Source organism: Pseudoalteromonas sp. B131b (assembly GCF_037162545.1).
Lineage (GTDB): Bacteria > Pseudomonadota > Gammaproteobacteria > Enterobacterales > Alteromonadaceae > Pseudoalteromonas > Pseudoalteromonas fuliginea.
This window is the reverse complement of record NZ_JARLUZ010000001.1, coordinates 741,602-758,649: the sequence shown is the minus strand read 5'-3', so window position 1 is coordinate 758,649 and position 17,048 is coordinate 741,602. Positions and strand designations below refer to the sequence as shown.

Genomic DNA, 17,048 nt, shown 5'->3' with positions numbered 1-17,048 from the left:
ACTTAAAAAATATTATCAGATATTTTCCAAATTCAAGAGGTGACTCTTAGCGCGTAGCGTTAAATTTTAGGCACCTTGCGCAAAGAAAATGGTAGCACTACGTGCTTGTCATTAATTCTTTGCACCATATTTGCTTGGTGACAATAGCGTTTTGGACCCACCTGATCCCATGCCGAACTCAGTAGTGAAACGAAACAGCGCCGATGATAGTGTAGCATTTGCTATGTGAAAGTAGGACATTACCAGGCTTCAAATTGTAGAGAGCCCGACTAGAAATAGTCGGGTTTTTTTACGTCTGCAGAAAAGTGAAATATGGGGGAGTAACGAACATTACATACTCGATTCTTCTCCAATTCATCTAAATGTACAAGTTGAGCGGAATAGCTCATTATTCCAGTACTAAAGTTAATAACCAAATTTAAAGGTTATTTAAAATAGTCCGTAAGCTTGGGTTTCTTCACTTTCGGATTCTTCTATTTGGGTTGGTTTAAATATCACGCTTGGATCAATTAACACACTGTGCTTTTGTGAAAGCTTGATTAATCCTCGCATCATATTTTTAGTTTGTGGGTCTAGATCAAAACCAACCTCAGTGAGCTTATCCAGTGGCCTTATGTCTTCTTTTTTATAGTCGATATTGTCTTCGACTTTATCTACTAATAAACCAACATGTGGATTTAATCCGTCTTTGGTGGTGAAAACAATAATAGGTTTATAGTCTAAGGTTATTTGCTCTTTAGCTGATTCAAATAAACGCTCAAGCTGAATTAGACTATTACGCTTAATTTTATCGAGCAGAGCTGATGTGTGTTTATGATCACTTTGATTATGGGCTGCTATGGCTGCCTTTGCTGTCTCTAGTAATGATTGGAAAGGCTCGTCAAGCCGAGAGATTGTTAATTTTAAATCTTCATTGTCGGTGTTGAATTCTTTGTAAAACAAAACAAAATCTTGTAGTTCTGCGTCATTATTTGAAATAGAAGCCGAGCTATTTAATACGTTACTTTGAAGGGTATTAAACCAGTTTAATAGTTTGTCTTGCCATATTCTTAGTTGCTTTAGTACATGCGTATTACTTTGTTCAGTTGAGATATTATTTAAAATAATACCTAAATCAAAAACAGGTGTTGGTATATCCATATAATCTTTAACACCAATAAAGCTTTTATTATTGTTTGGTAAAGTTGTTAGATTATTGTCAAAGCGCTCAGTTAATAAAATGTCGAGTATCTTTAGTGAAATTGTTTTGCAGCCCACTTTAAAGTTTATTAATTCCATGCCTTTATCTTAATTTACCTATTAATGCTTTAAGGATAGAACAAATTAAATAAATAGCTTAAAGATGGATAAAATTTAACAGAGATAGGGCAACTAAAGGTTATTAGATGGTACTAGTGAGGTTTTTTATGGCACGTTTAAATTGATTCTCAAGCTGTTTTTTTCCTAATAAACCTAAGTGTTGAATCACTTTTTCATTACTTTCATTTTGAAGCACTAACTTTATTAACAGTTGTTTATCAGACTCTGTTAATTGAGATATACAAGAAGGTGACTGGTTCACTACCTGCCAAAGAGTCGCAGAGATACTAAATTGAGTGAAGTTACTTTTAGTGAGCAGCGCTAGTCGCTCGTGAGTCTCTAGGCTTATTAACTCGTCGCTAAATCCTTCAATTAAAATACTTACAAGTTGCCAATCTAGTGTTTTAAAGTGTGTTAAAAGAGCATAAAAAAATCGTTTTTAAACTGCTTTTTCAAAGGTTGAATAATTGTACTTTTGTCACTTAAGCATTTAACCACAAGCGCCGAATGTTCAGCGGTGCTTTTATCGCGTTGATATCCCAGTTTTACAGTATCAAACCCTAGGTTTTGCCAAAAATTAAGTAACTGCGCTGTTGCCCCAAAGCTTGCACCAAGCCAACTACATTGGCTTTTTACCTGCGACTCGCAATAACTAAGTAGCTTTTTACCAAGTCCTATATTGTGGGAACTCGGATCAATTGCTATTCGTACAACGCGAGCGCTCAGTTGTGTTAAACAGTCATTATTAAAGCTAAGTTGTGAGAGTGCTTGCGCCATTAAATGTCCTTGCGGACGGCGCTCTCCACTTATAACCTGTAGGGCAAGGTCTTCACTCAAACCACCTTCTATGGCGATTAAGCATACGCCAACTAATTGATTATTAATTTTGCTAATAAATAGCCGTTGCGATGGCGCGTCTAGTAGTTGGCGTAAGTCGTTGACACTACTTTGATAGTGAGCCAGTGCAAGTAGGGCAATAACTTGTTGCAGTAAAGGCTCATTGTTTACAAGGGATTGCTGTGTTATTTCACTATGAACTGGCTGCTCTAATTGATCACTACTTAACTCTATATATTGTGCATCGAGTGCTAGTAGTGTGCGAATGTGTTGCTCAAGAGGATCGTGTTTAGCAAAGCGCAGGGGCTCATCAAGCGTTACAACTTTAGAGGCTTTATAGTGTGCTTTAATATAGTTACTAAAGCGAATGGTATAACCCCTACCATTGCCTTCATACCCAACTAGAGTGCTTGCAAATACTATACGAGGGTAATGAGCTAGCATTTGTAGTAATAACGGAACAGGGATTGCTGCAGCTTCATCAACGAGTAGTAAATCGCATTCAGGTAATGCATTTAATAACGCATCAGGTGCAACGTAGTGCAAGTTGGCGAGCTGTTTATGTTCAGCGTTGTATTGAAGGCTCAGCTCGTTGGCTAAATGTTTAAAGCTACTATGGGTCGCTTTAAACTGAGTGCTGCAAATAATTACTTTTTTATCAGTCAATTTTGCGGCAGCTAAGCCAAGTGCTGCCGACTTACCTCTGCCTCTATCAGCATTAATGAGTAAAGGCCTATTGGCACGGCCATTAGCTACTTTTACTATTTTTTCAACGCAGTTTTGCTGTGGCTCATAATCAATTTTATTATGCATTACATAGCTAGCGTTATTACTAATACAGCCATTTTTTTCACTCAAGTGAAAAGCGGGCAACGGTTTAATAATAGTCGCGAAACGCTGATTAAATATGCTGTAGTTAATGCTCTGACCGTGTGATTGCACCGTACTTAATGAGGGGTCTTGCCAAGAAGTTAAATCATCTAATTCGGGCAGTAATAAAAACAGTATACCGCCTGCTTTAACGGTGCCGGCAAGTGCTGCAAGTTTATCAGGGTGCAAACCACTAAAACCATTGTAAACAGCATGAGCAAATTCTTGCCCTAAAATTTGGTGAGTGCGAGTAGGCCAGTACGAATTTTTAATCGCGCACTGCTTTGATACAACAAGTGTATTGTTTTCATCTATTAATGAGTTAAGTATTTCATAACACCAAGCTGGGCTGCCAGTTATTAACACTAGCTGACGATGATACGCGCCAGCTAATTGTTGCTCTAACTCATTTAGGTGTGCTTTATACCGCTTGTAATCGTGCATAAGCCGTTACTAACCATTTACTACCAAGGTCGTCAAAGTTAACTTGTACGCGAGATTGTGCGCCACTGCCTTCGTAATTAAGTACGGTACCAATACCAAACTTAGCATGCAGTACGCGTTGTCCTAAGTTAAAGCCACTGTCTTCAAATGCGGCATGGCTAACTGATGCGCTAAAACGCCCAGCGGCAGGCGGGCGAGAAACCTGTGTTTTAATACGGATTTCTTCTACGCAGTCCTCAGGGATTTCGCGTAAAAAGCGAGATGGGCTATGGTATTTTTCTTGCCCGTATAAACGGCGACTCTCAGCATGGCTAATATATAACTTATCCATTGCTCGTGTCATGCCTACATAACAAAGGCGGCGCTCTTCTTCTAAGCGACCCGACTCTTCGTTGCTTTGCTGAGAAGGGAACATGCCTTCTTCTACGCCTACCATAAACACTAGCGGAAACTCTAAGCCTTTAGCTGAGTGAAGCGTCATCATTTGTACGGCGTCTTCGTGTTCTTCTGCTTGTCCTTCACCTGACTCAAGTGATGTATGCGCTAAAAAGCCTTGTAGTGGTGAGCTGTACTCTTCGTCTTCAGGTAGCTCATACTGATCACACGCGCTAATTAGCTCTTCTAAGTTTTCTACGCGAGCACGGCCTTTTTCACCTTTTTCGGCTTGGTACATTGCCATCAAGCCTGAGGTTTGAATTGTGTACTTAGCTTGCTCATGCAAAGTTAAATCGCTAATTTTATCTTCTATTTGTTCAACGAGTTCTACAAACTTACTTACTGCGCCAGAAGCACGACCAGATAAATGCTGTTGTTCTACAATTGCTTTTGCGGCATACCAAAGCGGTAACGATTCTGCTCGAGCGCAGTCGCGTATATGGCTCAATGTTTTATCGCCAATACCGCGTGCTGGTGTATTAATTACACGCTCAAATGCGGCATCGTCTTGACGATTACCTACTAGGCGTAAGTACGACAACGCATCTTTAATTTCTTGTCGTTCGAAGAATCGCATACCACCATAAATACGGTATTTTAAGCCTTCTTGTAGCATGGCTTCCTCGAGTACACGAGATTGCGCGTTACTACGGTATAAAATTGCGGCATCTTGTAGTGCATTACCTGCATTTAACCAGCTTCGTAGTTTGCTACTTACAAAGCGTGCTTCGTCTAATTCATTAAATGCCGCATAAATAGAAATTGGCTCGCCATCGTTACCGTCGGTCCATAAGCTTTTACCCATACGCTCTGAGTTATTTTGAATTAATGCATTAGACGCTTTCAAAATAGTTGCTGTTGAACGGTAGTTTTGTTCAAGACGAATGGTTTCTGCGCTAAAGTCAGTTAAAAATCGTTTAATATTTTCGATTTTAGCACCGCGCCAACCGTAAATACTTTGGTCATCGTCGCCTACAATCATGATACTGCTTGTATCGCCTGCAAGTAACTTTAACCATGCATATTGAATGGTATTTGTATCTTGGAACTCGTCTACTAGCATATGTGCAAAGCGTTGCTGGTAATGACGTAGTAACGTAGGGTTATTTTTTAACACTTCGTAGCTGCGTAGTAATATTTCGGCAAAATCAACTAAGCCAGCTCTGTCACAGGCTTCTTGATAGGCGGCGTAAACACGCAGCATCATTTGCTCGTTAATATCGTATGCTTGAATATCTTTAGGGCGAAGTGCTTCATCTTTTTTGGCGCTAATGTACCAGCCAAATTGTTTAGCAGGCCATTTTTTATCATCGATATTCATCGATTTTAATAAGCGCTTGATCATCCGAAGTTGATCGTCAGAGTCTAAAATTTGAAAGGCTTCAGGTAAGTTAGCTTCACGGTGATGAGCACGTAAAATACGATGCGACAAACCATGGAACGTACCAATCCACATACCACCTACAGGGGCTTTTAGTGTTTCTTCAACGCGGCTGCGCATTTCTTTAGCCGCTTTATTAGTAAAGGTTACGGCAAAAATACTGTAAGCAGATGCTTGCTCAACTTGCATAAGCCACGCAATACGATGAACTAACACTCGTGTTTTACCAGACCCAGCACCTGCTAACACCAGCATGTTTTGTAGTGGGGCTGCAACGGCATCGCGTTGTTTGTCATTTAAGCCATCGAGTAATTGTGAAACGTCCATCGTTACGCCTTTTTAATCAATATTGTGGGCAGTATAACAGGTGTTTTTGTTAGGCTAAATAAAATACTGTTTTTATAAACAGCTATTTATAAAATAGCCTTAAAAACGAGTAACTTGCTAATTTTTTGAACAAACAAAAAGCGTAAACGCACAATAAAAATTGCTAATTTGACCTAAAGTTAGCAAAATTTACTAACTCTCTAAATTCAGGGTAATTTAACTATTTGATTTGTAAGCTTTAATAAATTGGCATAGAGTGTGTAAGTAAATAATTATAAAATCAAATAAATACAGAGGTTAGTATGGCAGATCAAGGTTCCGGCGGTAACGTAATCGCAGCATTATGTAATATATTTTTTCCTGGTTTAGGTCAGTTAGTGCAAGGGCGTATTTTAGCGGCTATATTTTTTGCACTCGCTATTATAATAAGTTACGCACTAATTTATGTGCTTGTAGGTTTTGTACTTGTGCCTATTATTTACTTATGGTCGATCATTGACGCAGCGCGTTATAGATCGCGAAGTTAACGGTTTTAAAGTTGAGTAAAATAGCGCCCATGTGGCGCTATTTTACTTTATATGTCCTGTGGTTTACGGGCGTTTACGTATATAATTACGCAATCAAAGATTTACAGGCAAACCCTATGGAATATCAATTTATTCGCGATCCTATTAGCGGGTTACGTATTAAAATAAGCAGTGAACACGCCATTATTGGTCGCTGGCTAAACGAAGAAATAGGCAAAGATAAAGTCGCCATGGTGCAAGCGCTTATTACATCGGTGAGCTCAAGCTATGAGCCGCTAACGCTAAAAGGCCAAGAAATAGATCTAATATTAACGAAAGACGAAGCACTGTTTGAAGCGCATGCGCTTCATCAAGACAGCGAAGACCTAATAGCGTATCAAGATGACGATTTAGCGCTTGAAGAAAATGGTTTAAGCAGTGGTTGTGGCTTTGAAGATTTCATTGATTTAATTGATTCATGGCATGAGTTTACGACGTCACGATAAACATAACCAGCACACTAATAAAAATATACAGCAATGCACAATCAGCATTTTATCTGTATTATTCTGTTTATAAACTTATTCAAAGTAGAAAGTGAAAATGAGAAATATTGATTTAAAAATTATAGATAAGCGCCTAGGCACTGAATTCCCATTACCAAAATATGCAACAGAAGGTTCTGCTGGTATTGACCTTAGAGCTTGTATTGAAGCCGATCTAGTTTTAGAGCCAGGCCAAGTTGAGCTAATTCCATCTGGTTTTGCTGTACATATGAAAGATAATGGTCTTGCCGCTACTATAATCCCTCGCTCAGGATCTGGTCATAAGCATGGCTTAGTCATGGGTAATTTAGTTGGGCTTATTGATTCAGATTATCAAGGGCAAATATTTATTTCTCTTTGGAATCGCAGTAATAAAACATATACAGTTGAAGTGGGTGAAAGAATAGCTCAGCTTGTGTTTGTACCGATTGTACAAGTAGGTTTTAACGTTGTTAACGAATTTGATGCGACTGAGCGTGGTGAAGGTGGTTTTGGTAGTTCAGGTAAAAGCTAACTAAATACTAAGGATAGTCTATGATACTTGCAAAGGATTTAGAAAATAGAAGAATAGATATAGCTCCTCTGTGCACTGATTCGGCAGAGCAGGTTTCTGTTGATCTTAGTGTCGGCTCTATGTACAAGAAAGCTGGGGATTCTGATTGGAGAAATATCACAGATAAAGTCGTGATTTCGCCAAACAGTTGTTTACTTATCTGTACAGAACAGACAATAAAGATGCCGAATAATGCTTTTGCATTTTTGTCTTCTAAAGGAAGTCTTGGTGCGAAGGGAATCCTCGTCGCAAATACCAAGGTAGATCCTTTATTTGAAGGAAAGCTACACATACCGGTTTTTAACGTAGGTAATAAAAAAGTATCTTTATCAGCGAAGGATAAATTTTGCTCTCTGACTTTTTTGACGACAGAGCATCCAATTATTGGCGACAGTACCAGAAATGCTGTAAATATTGAACCTAGTGATACAAGTATAATTAAAGACTTCTTCAGTAACCATACACCGCATGTAATCACGGGAGTTGTGTCTATTTTAGCCTCGCTAATGGCAGTTCTTTTAACATACCTACTTACAAAGGCATAATGATGATTCTGACACAAGTTGCACTTAGAGCTCTAGTTGAAAAGAATGCAGTGGTTAGAAGGAACCAGGATGTTGTTGTTGATACAACATCAATAGGGCTCCATTTAGATAATCAGTTTACTAAATATGCACCTTATGATGGTGAGGCTTTTACTCCACCAAGAAAAATGGAAACAACAACGACGACATTAGGTGAAGGACAAGACATTATTCTTCCGCCTAATGGTAAGTTGCTTGCGTGTACACAAGAAGAAATCGTATTACCTACTAACAAATTTGGATTGGTACAAACCAAGGGCTCAATTGCTCGAGGTTTTCTGTTTGCTCACGTTTGTGATGGTCAAATAGATCCTGGGTATAGAGGAAAAATTACTTTGGAATTAATTAATATGAGTGAATTTTACTATAAATTAGTACCAGGTATGCCTATAGCTTCTTTATTTCTTTTTGAAACGGACACTGATGTAGCAGGTTATGCTGGGCGCTATCAAAATTCAATGCACCCAACAGCCATGGCTTAAAAGAGCATTACCAAAAAGCTAGTTTATCCAAAGTTGAGTTAAATAATCTTACGATAGTCGGTAACACTCAGGTAATCGGCTATTTCGTTATGTGGTTGCTGGCTATCAGGGTTAGCAACTGCAAGTAAGTGCTCGATGCCGTATTCTCGTGCGGCATTTAATACCGGCACACTGTCATCTACAAACAAGGTGCGCTGCTTATTAAACCCTAAGTCTTTTTGTACTTGGTGCCACAAACTTTGTTGCTCTTTACTTACTCCATATTCATGAGTCGACACTACGCCATCTAGGTAGTTATCAATCGCTGTATGCTCAAATTTAAGCATGACACTCTCAGGGTGGGCGTTGGTAAGTAAAATTAACTCTTTGCCTGCTTTTTTAAGCTCAGTTAAAAAATGAGGTACGTCTTCGCGCATTTTAATTAAATGCTGAGACTCTCGTTTAAGCTCCATTATAGGCAAGCTTAATTGCTGCTCCCAATAATCTAAACAATACCACTGTATTTGACCGCTCACAGCTTGATAGCGTTTTAAAATATCTGCTTTAGCTGCATCTAGGCTAATGCCCCTTGCTAATGCGTGTTGCGCAGGAATAACGTTAAGCCAAAAATGACTGTCGTAATGTAAATCGAGTAATGTTCCATCCATGTCGAGCAAAACGGTATCGATTTTTGACCAATTTAACATAGGAATTTCAACTTATAAGGTTTATTATTGAACTAACTGCCATGATAGCAAATTAACGCCAATGACACAGAAAAAGCACCCAACACCACCACAAATCCTCAGTAACAATGTTGTTGCTAAAAGTCGCCTGTTTACTGTGGAGTCTTTAGAGTTAAAGTTTTCTAATAACGAAAAGCGCCAGTATGAGCGAATTCGCGGCGGTGGCCGGGGAGCAGTGATGATTGTTCCGTTAAGTGCAGATAATGAGTTACTACTTGTACGTGAATACTGTGCGGGCACAAACAATTACCAGTTAGGTTTTCCTAAAGGCTTAATCGATCCGGGCGAAACCCCAGAGCAAGCTGCTAACAGAGAGCTTAAAGAAGAAATTGGCTTTGGTGCTGAGTATTTTAAACCATTAAGAACAGTAACAATGGCGCCGAGTTACTTTAATGCCACAATGCATATTTTATTTGCTAAGCAATTATACCCTCAAACCCTTATTGGTGACGAACCTGAGCCGCTTGTTGTTGTTAAGTGGCCATTAACTCAGTGGCAGTCATTATTAGAGCAAGAAGATTTTACCGAAGCACGCAGTGTTGCAGCTTTGCTATTATTAGATAAGTATTTAGCGTCTGGAGCTGCCGATGAATAAATTAATCGAACCGTGCATTGAATTAGCTGAGCGTGCTGGCGATGCAATTATGGCCATTTATAAAAAAGGCGATATTGGCCAACAAGAGAAATCAGATAACACGCCTGTTACCAAAGCTGATTTAGCAGCAAATGACGTACTGGTTGCTGGATTAAAAGTCTTAGCGCCCGATATTCCTATTATGTCGGAAGAAACACCTATACCAGCACTCGCTGACAGACAAAACTGGCAGCGTTATTGGTTGCTCGATCCGATGGATGGTACAGGCGAATTTATTTTAGAAAGTGGCGACTTTGCAGTAAACATTGCATTGATTGAAAATAACCACCCAGTGCTAGGGGTTATTCATTGGCCTGCCAAAAGTGTGACTTATTTTGCTACAGCTAAAAATGGTGCTTTTAAACGTGAAAACTCAATTGATAAGCAAATATCTGTAGCGCCACCAGAGAACTTAACGCTTGCAGTGAGCCGCCGCCAAAAAATAGAAGCGGTGAGCCAGTATTTAAATAGTCAGTTTACAACGATTGCTGTTGGCTCCTGTTCTTTAAAAGCTTGTATCGTTGCAGAAGGCAAAGCAGATTGTTTTTTAAGAATTGGCCCAACGGGTGAGTGGGATACAGGTGCTTCGCAAGTTATTATTGAGGAAGCCGGTGGCTGTATTACCGATGCAGAATTTAACCCGTTAACGTACAACCAGCGCGAGAGCACTGAAAACCCTGACTTTATAGTAATGGGACATCCTGATTGGGAATGGCAAAAAATGATAAATCCACACCAAAGATTGAGCGCAGAATAGCGCTTTGGTTGCTTTTTGTTCACTTGAACAACATTAAGTAGTTTAAGCCTTGCATTATATGTTTATTCCTATATAGTAGCGCTCTCTTCAAGGCAGGCTCGTAAATATTACGAAAATGTTTTAAAGAAATTACAGGCGCGGGATGGAGCAGTCTGGTAGCTCGTCGGGCTCATAACCCGAAGGTCGTCGGTTCAAATCCGGCTCCCGCAACCAATATTTTTATTGAAATTTGGTGCAATAGTTAGTTTTAAAAGGTCGTCGGTTCACTCTTCACCTTCACAACTCCCGCAACCAATTTCCTTAGGGATTGAGGTTACTGTAAACTCTAACTTAAGAGGTTAAATAAAGTAGTCGATAGACTTAAAATATACAGGCGCGGGATGGAGCAGTCTGGTAGCTCGTCGGGCTCATAACCCGAAGGTCGTCGGTTCAAATCCGGCTCCCGCAACCAATTTTTTATAAAGATTTAGTGCAGTAGGTAGCTTAAAAAGGTCGTCGGTTCACTTTCCACCTTCACAGCTCTCGCAATAAATTTTTAATTGGAAGCCAAGTTGTAATGTAAGCAACTTAAAACAAGTCTACAAATTTCAGGCGCGGGATGGAGCAGTCTGGTAGCTCGTCGGGCTCATAACCCGAAGGTCGTCGGTTCAAATCCGGCTCCCGCAACCACTGAAATTAAATATCTAAAAAATTAAAACAAAATCGCACTCTTTATTGAGTGATTTTTTGCGTTTGGAGTTTAATAAATTATTATAAATTTAAATCCACTGTTACTGCGTAAAACACTTTGCACAAGTAAGCGAAGGTCGTCGGTTCGCTTTTTACAAACTCAAGCTCCCGCAGCCACTGAAATTAAATATCTAAAAAGTTAAAAAAATCGCACTCTTTATTGAGTGATTTTTTTGCGTCTGAAGTTTGGTAAAATTCTTTATATTCTGCTTTATTTAATGACTTTCCTCTAATACCTGTAGCCTTTAACAAATAAATTTTTTAAAAGAGAATTTTATGTTAAAACGGTTAAAATATTTTAAGTAACAATACACATGACAGAACTTTATCACTGGTTTGATTTAATAGGCATTGCGGTGTTTGCTGTATCGGGCACTTTATTAGCGTACGAGAAAAAAATGGATGGCTTTGGAGTCGTAGTTTTAGCTACGGTAACCGCAATTGGTGGTGGTACAGTACGAGACCTAATTTTAGACGCTCCTGTGTTTTGGTTACACGATCAAAGTTACTTTTTAGCCATACTCGCTTCAGTATTTGTTACAACACGCCTTATAAATAAGCAAAAGCCGATACCTCATTATATTTTACAAACAGCGGATGCGTTTGGCTTAGCTTTTTTTGCCGTAATGGGGGGCAAAAAGCGCAACTTGCTGGTATGCCTGATATGACAGCGGTAATAATGGGTGTAATTACAGGCTGCTTTGGTGGATTAATTCGAGATGTACTTGCCCGTGAAATCCCTATGTTATTAAAAGGTGAGCTTTACGCTATTACCTGCATAGCGGGAGGCACTGTTTATACACTTAGTATTGGTATTTCGTTAGCAACCGAAGTGGCAATGATATTAGGTATGTTAATGACCTTATTACTTCGTTTAGCTGCAATAAAGTGGCAAATCACATTACACGTTTTTAAATATCCTGACTAAACTGGTGTAATCACACCATTTACTAGGATAAGGAATGTCTTTAGCTCGTATATTTTCTCGTGCCCAAGTGGGTATAAGCGCCCCTGAAGTTATTGTAGAAGTTCATCTAGGAAATGGTTTACCTGCTTTTCATATTGTAGGCCTGCCCGAAGCATCAGTTAAAGAGTCGAAAGATAGAGTGCGTAGTGCGCTCGAAAACTCTCAATTTGGCTTCCCCGATCAACGAATAACCGTAAATTTAGCCCCTGCTGATTTGCCAAAAGATGGCGGGCGGTTTGATCTTGCAATTGCTGTGGGTATTTTAGTCGCCTCTGGGCAAATAGTGTGTCCTGATATTCATAAGTACGAGTTTTATGGTGAGCTTGCTCTTAATGGCGAGATACGTGGTGTGAATGCTATTTTACCTTCGGTACTTGCTGCAAAAGAGCAAGATCGCTGCTGCTTTTTACCCTTTGCAAATGACAGTCTAGCAAGCCTAGTTAATGGCGTTAAACGCAAAGCCGTCAGTTCTATTCAAGAAGTGTGGGGGGACTTACTTAATCAACAACCTTTGCCATTGAATATAGAGTACCCCGACTGCACGCAAGCCCCTGACTTTTTGCTCGATTTAAGCGATGTGAAAGGTCAGCCTGGCGCAAAGCGAGTATTAGAAATCGCCGCAGCTGGCGGGCATAATTTACTTTTTTAGGCCCCCAGGCACTGGTAAATCAATGTTGGCCCAGCGAATGGCAACTATAATGCCTACTATGTCGGACGATGAAGCTATTTCGACTGCTGCGCTTTACTCTATTATTGGGCAATCTATAGATTTAACTAATTGGCGACAGCGGCCATTTCGTAACCCGCATCATACGTGCTCAGCGGTTGCTTTGGTTGGTGGCTCATCAAACCCTAAACCGGGTGAAATTTCATTGGCACATAATGGAGTGCTTTTCTTAGACGAATTACCAGAGTTTGAGCGTAAGGTGCTTGATTCACTGCGTGAGCCGATGGAGACTGGTACGGTTACTATTTCACGTGCAGCTAGGCAAATGGAGTTCCCAGCGCAGTTTCAGCTTATAACCGCATTAAACCCAAGTCCAACAGGGAGCCATACTGATAAGCGAGCAACTCCCGATCAAGTTATGCGTTATTTATCGCGCGTGTCGGGGCCTTTTATTGACCGTATTGATTTACAAATAGAGCTTCCTCGGTTAACGAGTGTTGAATTACAAAGCACTCAGCCGGAGGAAAGTAGCGCTGAGGTTAGAGTAAGAGTTGAAGCGGCTTATTACCTACAGTTAAAACGCCAAGGTAAGGTTAATGCGAGGCTTAATAATAAAGAAATGAGTGTGCACTGCGTATTAGCGCCTGCAGAGTTGCAGTTCTTAGCCAGAGCAAGCGAGAAGCTGTCTTTATCGCCACGCTCTTATCATCGAGTGATAAAAGTGGCGCGTACCATTAGTGATTTAAAAGGCGCTGAAAATATTACTTTAAATGAGCTTAAAGAGGCACTCAATTACCGTGCTTTTGAGCGCCTTATTGCGCAATTAACTAAGTATTAAATAGAAAGCATATAACCTTTACCGCGAACGGTAACAATGCGTTTCTGATCTTTTTCGTCATTTAACTTTTTACGTAAACGACCAATAAGTACATCAACAGTGCGATCATTTGGGCTCCAATCTGGCTGGCCTATTTCTTCTGATATTTTTTCGCGGGAAGTTGCTTTACCTGCATTACTAATTAAACAAATCAGCACTTTATGCTCGGCTTCAGTTAAGCGTGATTCAACGCCCGCAGCAGTAATTAATGTGCGGTTATCGGGATGAAGCTTAAAGTCAGCATACTCTATAAACTCTTCGCTTTCGTCGTCTTCTAGGTTAACGGCAACACGCTTATAGAGTGCGCGCATGCGTAGCTCCAACTCAAGTAAATCGACGGGCTTACAAATATAGTCGTCAGCACCTTGAGCAAGACCAGCAATACGATCGGCTTGGGAGTCACGACTCGATAATACAATAACGCCAATATCGGTCAGTGTGTTTAATTCTTTTGCGAGCTGAAGACCATCGCGCTTAGGTAAAACAATGTCAATTATGGCTAATGATATAGCACCGCGCAGGTTTACTCGCTGCTTTACAATGCTAAGTGCATCAGCGCCAGTGGGGTCTACCTCTATTGTAAATTCGGTATCTGCAAAGTGATTTTGGATGCGTTTAACGAGTAGTTCATCGTCTTCAACCAATAAAACATTAATAGCCATAGTACTTTATTTTGAATGCTTATAGCCTTATATGGTAGCACCATTAGGTAAATGCTGAGAAGGGTGTTTAGTCGTTTTAGGTAACTTAATATTTCAAAAGAGAGAAAGGCGTTATGAGAGGATGAGATTAGCACCTTTAAACTAATTCAAAGGTGCTAAATAATTAATACTGCTATTAATAAATCTGTATTAAGTCGTTATTTTTAAGGTCCAGGCTCAGTCATTTTTATACATGGAGTCCCACCATTGAGGCTCGTCTTTTAGTTTTTTATCAAAATATGCGAGCATGGTGTTCCACCAATTAAATCGTTTATCGCGTGCAAAAATTTGGTGGTCGGCGCCTTTGTATTCTATTAACTCTACATCTTTATTAAGCAGTTTAAGCGCAGTGTACATTGTTAAGCTCTCGCCAACAGGTACATTGGTATCGCTATCACCATGAAGAAGTAGCATAGGTGTTGTTACTTTGTCGGCATGAAATACAGGACTATGTTGGCTGTACAGCTCAGAGTTATTCCACGGGAAGCTATTTTTTGATGCTTCGCCAGAATATAAGTAACCCCACCAACCTTCACCCCAATACGAGGTAATATTAGAAATACCCGCATGAGCTATTGAAGCACTAAATATATCGGTTTTAGTTGCTAATAACATGGTCATGAAGCCACCGTACGATGCCCCTAAGTTACCTACTTTTTTACTATCAACATAGTCGTATTTCTTTAAAAAGGCTTGCGTGCCTTCGATAATATCGTCTGCAGTGTAGTCGCCCCAGGCATTAACATGCTGCGCTGAAAACTTTTGTCCAAACCCTGTTGCGCCAGTAGGTTGTACTACATAAACAACGTAGCCATTTTCTGCCCATAAGTTAAACGGGTAACGACCTGTAAAACCACGCGTAACTGGTGAAGTGCCGCCGTAATAATACACGAGCGCCGGGTGCTTTTTAGTTTTATCTAAATTGCTAGGAATATAAACGCGGCCAGTTATTTCAACCCCATGTTTATTTTTAAAATTAAACTCTTCTAATGTAGGGAGTCGTGTATTTGCATAGCTACTTGGTTTTGAATCCCATATTAAATCTATTTTATTTTTACTTACGTTAAGGCGCTTTAGTTGTTGTGGCGCTAAAGCGTTAGTGCCACTTAATAAAATTTCGGTATTACGGTCGTGCGAGTAACTAAATTTTTCAACAATATCCAATCCTGTATTTAACTTTTTAAAGCGCTGTTTACTTAAATCAAATAGGTAAAGTGGTTGAGTGTCTTGCTCTGTTACTTTAATGAGCGCATCGCCGTTTTCTAAAACTTGCAGTTGGCCAATAGCAGAATCGAATTGTTTACTAAGTGCTTTTACGTTTTTACCGCCTTCAGTAAGTAGGTAAAGTTGCCCGTCGTAGTTATTAGCAAGCATTGCTTTTGGTAGAGCTCTACCTGCGCCATTTTTAAAGTCAGGGCCTGCAACTACATAAGTATCTTTATTTGCGTATTTGGCTAAATTAAACGTTTTGAATTTACCAAGCGATGAAAGCTTGTTTGATTTTAAATCGAGTTCGACTAACTCTGTTTCAGGGTGGGTTGATGCTTGCATTGCCATTACTGGGCGGCTCATTAATATTTTGCCACGGTTACTATTTGAATCTTCAAGGCTGTAAGAAAGAGGACCTTGGCTAAGTGCTTTTGTTAAACCACTTTTAGTATCAAGCATATAAATTTGGCTGGTGGTACGTGCATACGACCAGCGATCTTGTAGACCTTTATAGTGCTTGGTTAAGCTGTTAGTGCTCTCAGGTGATTTAGACCAGCTAAACAAAAGACTGGTGTCGTTATAAAAGGTAAAGCCATTGGCTCCTTCTAAATCGTTTGCTAATGTTTTTATTGAGAAGTTTTTACGGTTAAGTTGTTTAAGCTCACCATTTAACAAATACACTAAATATTGGTTATCTGGACTCCAAATAATGTTACTTGGTTGGCCTGCTTCGAAGCGATAAAGCGTTTGATTATCTGAATCTTTAAGTACAGTAACTGTATTTGCTTGGTTTTGTGTTTTATCGCTATAAGTGCGAGTAGTAGTAACGTACTGCTTAGCATTAGGTGCGAGTGATAATTGGCTGATCGTAGGGGCATCAAATAATTGTTTTGCAGATAAGCGTTTTGTTTGTGAGGCGCTAAGCGTAATTTTATCAACCTCGCTTTTAGGTGCAAAATCAAGCATTACGTCGTGCCAATTAGCTACTTGTTGGACTACTATTAAAATAGAGTGAGTACTGTTATTTAAAGCTAACTTATAGCTGTTTTTATCGCCTGTTTGTAGTTCGCCATTAATAAATAACTGACCTTGTTCAATCCCTTTTAAGGTAAGCGTACCTTGTGTAAAGCGGGTTGTTTCAATATTAAATTTTAGTGCCTGTAACCCACCTAAAGTGAGCGCATTGATTTTATTAAACGGCTGCCAGTTTTGTTTTTTCCCAAATACAGAAAAACTATCTGTGTCTGCTTGTAGTTGCGGCAATAGGTTGTTAATAATCGCACTGCCATGAGGTGTTTGAAAAGGCTTTAACTGCATATCTTCGGCAAGTGGGCCGATAAACTGAATTTTTGATTTATCCAATGGTGCAGCTATTGCAGCAAAGCTTAAGCTGCTAAGCGTTAAAAGAGCAGCTGCGCGTTTGACTAGCTTATTTTGATGACACCATGGTGCGCTAAATTTCATTATTATGCCTATTATTATTAGAAGTTTGGCCAAATATAGCATGTATTGTTACCAT

Annotated in this window: 12 protein-coding genes, 3 tRNA genes, 1 rRNA gene and 3 pseudogenes; 13 read left to right on the top strand and 6 right to left on the bottom strand. The window is 39.7% G+C overall.

Annotated elements, in window-relative coordinates:
- Window positions 1–133: 133 nt before the first annotated feature.
- A 5S ribosomal RNA gene (gene rrf, locus P4S65_RS03600) occupies window positions 134–248 on the top strand.
- A 181-nt stretch (window positions 249–429) separates the two neighbouring features.
- Here the strand turns inward: rrf and P4S65_RS03595 are convergent.
- The 3 genes and pseudogenes from P4S65_RS03595 to uvrD form a co-directional block, all read right to left on the bottom strand.
- Window positions 430–1,278 (bottom strand): chemotaxis protein, encoded by an 849-nt coding sequence (locus P4S65_RS03595; RefSeq protein ID WP_337119588.1) that lies wholly within the window; start codon window positions 1,276–1,278, stop codon window positions 430–432.
- 103 nt (window positions 1,279–1,381) lie between these two features.
- Window positions 1,382–3,450: pseudogene (locus P4S65_RS03590) on the bottom strand (GNAT family N-acetyltransferase).
- Window positions 3,428–5,593 (bottom strand): DNA helicase II, encoded by a 2,166-nt coding sequence (gene uvrD / locus P4S65_RS03585; protein WP_002963007.1) that lies wholly within the window; start codon window positions 5,591–5,593, stop codon window positions 3,428–3,430. Before uvrD ends, P4S65_RS03590 begins: the two are co-directional and overlap by 23 nt.
- A 302-nt stretch (window positions 5,594–5,895) precedes the next feature.
- On the opposite strand from uvrD, the gene P4S65_RS03580 reads away from it, so the two are divergent.
- From P4S65_RS03580 to dcd, 5 genes are all read left to right on the top strand, one after another.
- Window positions 5,896–6,120 carry a hypothetical protein gene (locus P4S65_RS03580; RefSeq protein WP_002963009.1) on the top strand — a complete coding sequence of 75 codons (225 nt, stop codon included), beginning with the start codon at window positions 5,896–5,898 and terminating at the stop codon, window positions 6,118–6,120.
- A gap of 116 nt (window positions 6,121–6,236) precedes the next feature.
- Window positions 6,237–6,605, top strand: coding sequence for a YacL family protein (locus P4S65_RS03575; protein ID WP_169060704.1), 369 nt, complete (start codon window positions 6,237–6,239; stop codon window positions 6,603–6,605).
- Between the two features lie 97 nt (window positions 6,606–6,702).
- Window positions 6,703–7,158, top strand: a complete 456-nt coding sequence (dut, locus tag P4S65_RS03570) for a dUTP diphosphatase (protein WP_182693661.1) — start codon at window positions 6,703–6,705, stop codon at window positions 7,156–7,158.
- Between the two features lie 20 nt (window positions 7,159–7,178).
- Entirely contained in the window at window positions 7,179–7,742 is a 564-nt protein-coding gene (locus P4S65_RS03565) for a dCTP deaminase domain-containing protein (RefSeq protein WP_182693662.1), read from the top strand.
- The gene (gene dcd / locus P4S65_RS03560; RefSeq protein WP_337119587.1) at window positions 7,742–8,263 is read left to right on the top strand and encodes a dCTP deaminase; all 522 of its coding nucleotides are present in this window, start codon (window positions 7,742–7,744) and stop codon (window positions 8,261–8,263) included. The genes P4S65_RS03565 and dcd overlap by 1 nt, the downstream gene beginning before the upstream one ends.
- Before the next feature lie 38 nt (window positions 8,264–8,301).
- Here the strand turns inward: dcd and yrfG are convergent, their stop codons facing one another.
- Window positions 8,302–8,949 (bottom strand): GMP/IMP nucleotidase, encoded by a 648-nt coding sequence (yrfG, locus tag P4S65_RS03555; RefSeq protein ID WP_007378908.1) that lies wholly within the window; start codon window positions 8,947–8,949, stop codon window positions 8,302–8,304.
- Window positions 8,950–9,010: 61 nt separating this feature from the next.
- On the opposite strand from yrfG, the gene nudE reads away from it, so the two are divergent.
- The 7 genes and pseudogenes from nudE to P4S65_RS03520 all read left to right on the top strand — a co-directional run bounded on the left by nudE (window position 9,011) and on the right by P4S65_RS03520 (window position 13,580).
- The gene (gene nudE, locus P4S65_RS03550; RefSeq protein WP_033029292.1) at window positions 9,011–9,583 is read left to right on the top strand and encodes an ADP compounds hydrolase NudE; all 573 of its coding nucleotides are present in this window, start codon (window positions 9,011–9,013) and stop codon (window positions 9,581–9,583) included.
- A complete protein-coding gene (gene cysQ, locus P4S65_RS03545) occupies window positions 9,576–10,379 on the top strand; it encodes a 3'(2'),5'-bisphosphate nucleotidase CysQ (RefSeq protein WP_033029289.1) in 804 nt (267 codons plus the stop codon). Before nudE ends, cysQ begins: the two co-directional genes overlap by 8 nt.
- Window positions 10,380–10,515: 136 nt before the next feature.
- Window positions 10,516–10,592, top strand: a tRNA-Met gene (locus tag P4S65_RS03540).
- 161 nt (window positions 10,593–10,753) lie between these two features.
- Window positions 10,754–10,830, top strand: a tRNA-Met gene (locus P4S65_RS03535).
- Between the two features lie 141 nt (window positions 10,831–10,971).
- Window positions 10,972–11,048: transfer RNA gene (locus tag P4S65_RS03530), tRNA-Met, on the top strand.
- A 374-nt stretch (window positions 11,049–11,422) separates the two neighbouring features.
- A pseudogene (locus P4S65_RS03525) lies at window positions 11,423–12,036 on the top strand (trimeric intracellular cation channel family protein).
- A gap of 34 nt (window positions 12,037–12,070) precedes the next feature.
- Window positions 12,071–13,580: pseudogene (locus P4S65_RS03520) on the top strand (YifB family Mg chelatase-like AAA ATPase).
- Here the strand turns inward: P4S65_RS03520 and P4S65_RS03515 are convergent.
- Window positions 13,577–14,281 (bottom strand): response regulator transcription factor, encoded by a 705-nt coding sequence (locus P4S65_RS03515; RefSeq protein ID WP_033029285.1) that lies wholly within the window; start codon window positions 14,279–14,281, stop codon window positions 13,577–13,579. The pseudogene P4S65_RS03520 and the gene P4S65_RS03515 overlap by 4 nt on opposite strands.
- Before the next feature lie 216 nt (window positions 14,282–14,497).
- Window positions 14,498–16,993 (bottom strand): alpha/beta hydrolase family protein, encoded by a 2,496-nt coding sequence (locus P4S65_RS03510; RefSeq protein WP_337119586.1) that lies wholly within the window; start codon window positions 16,991–16,993, stop codon window positions 14,498–14,500.
- Window positions 16,994–17,048: the final 55 nt, after the last annotated feature.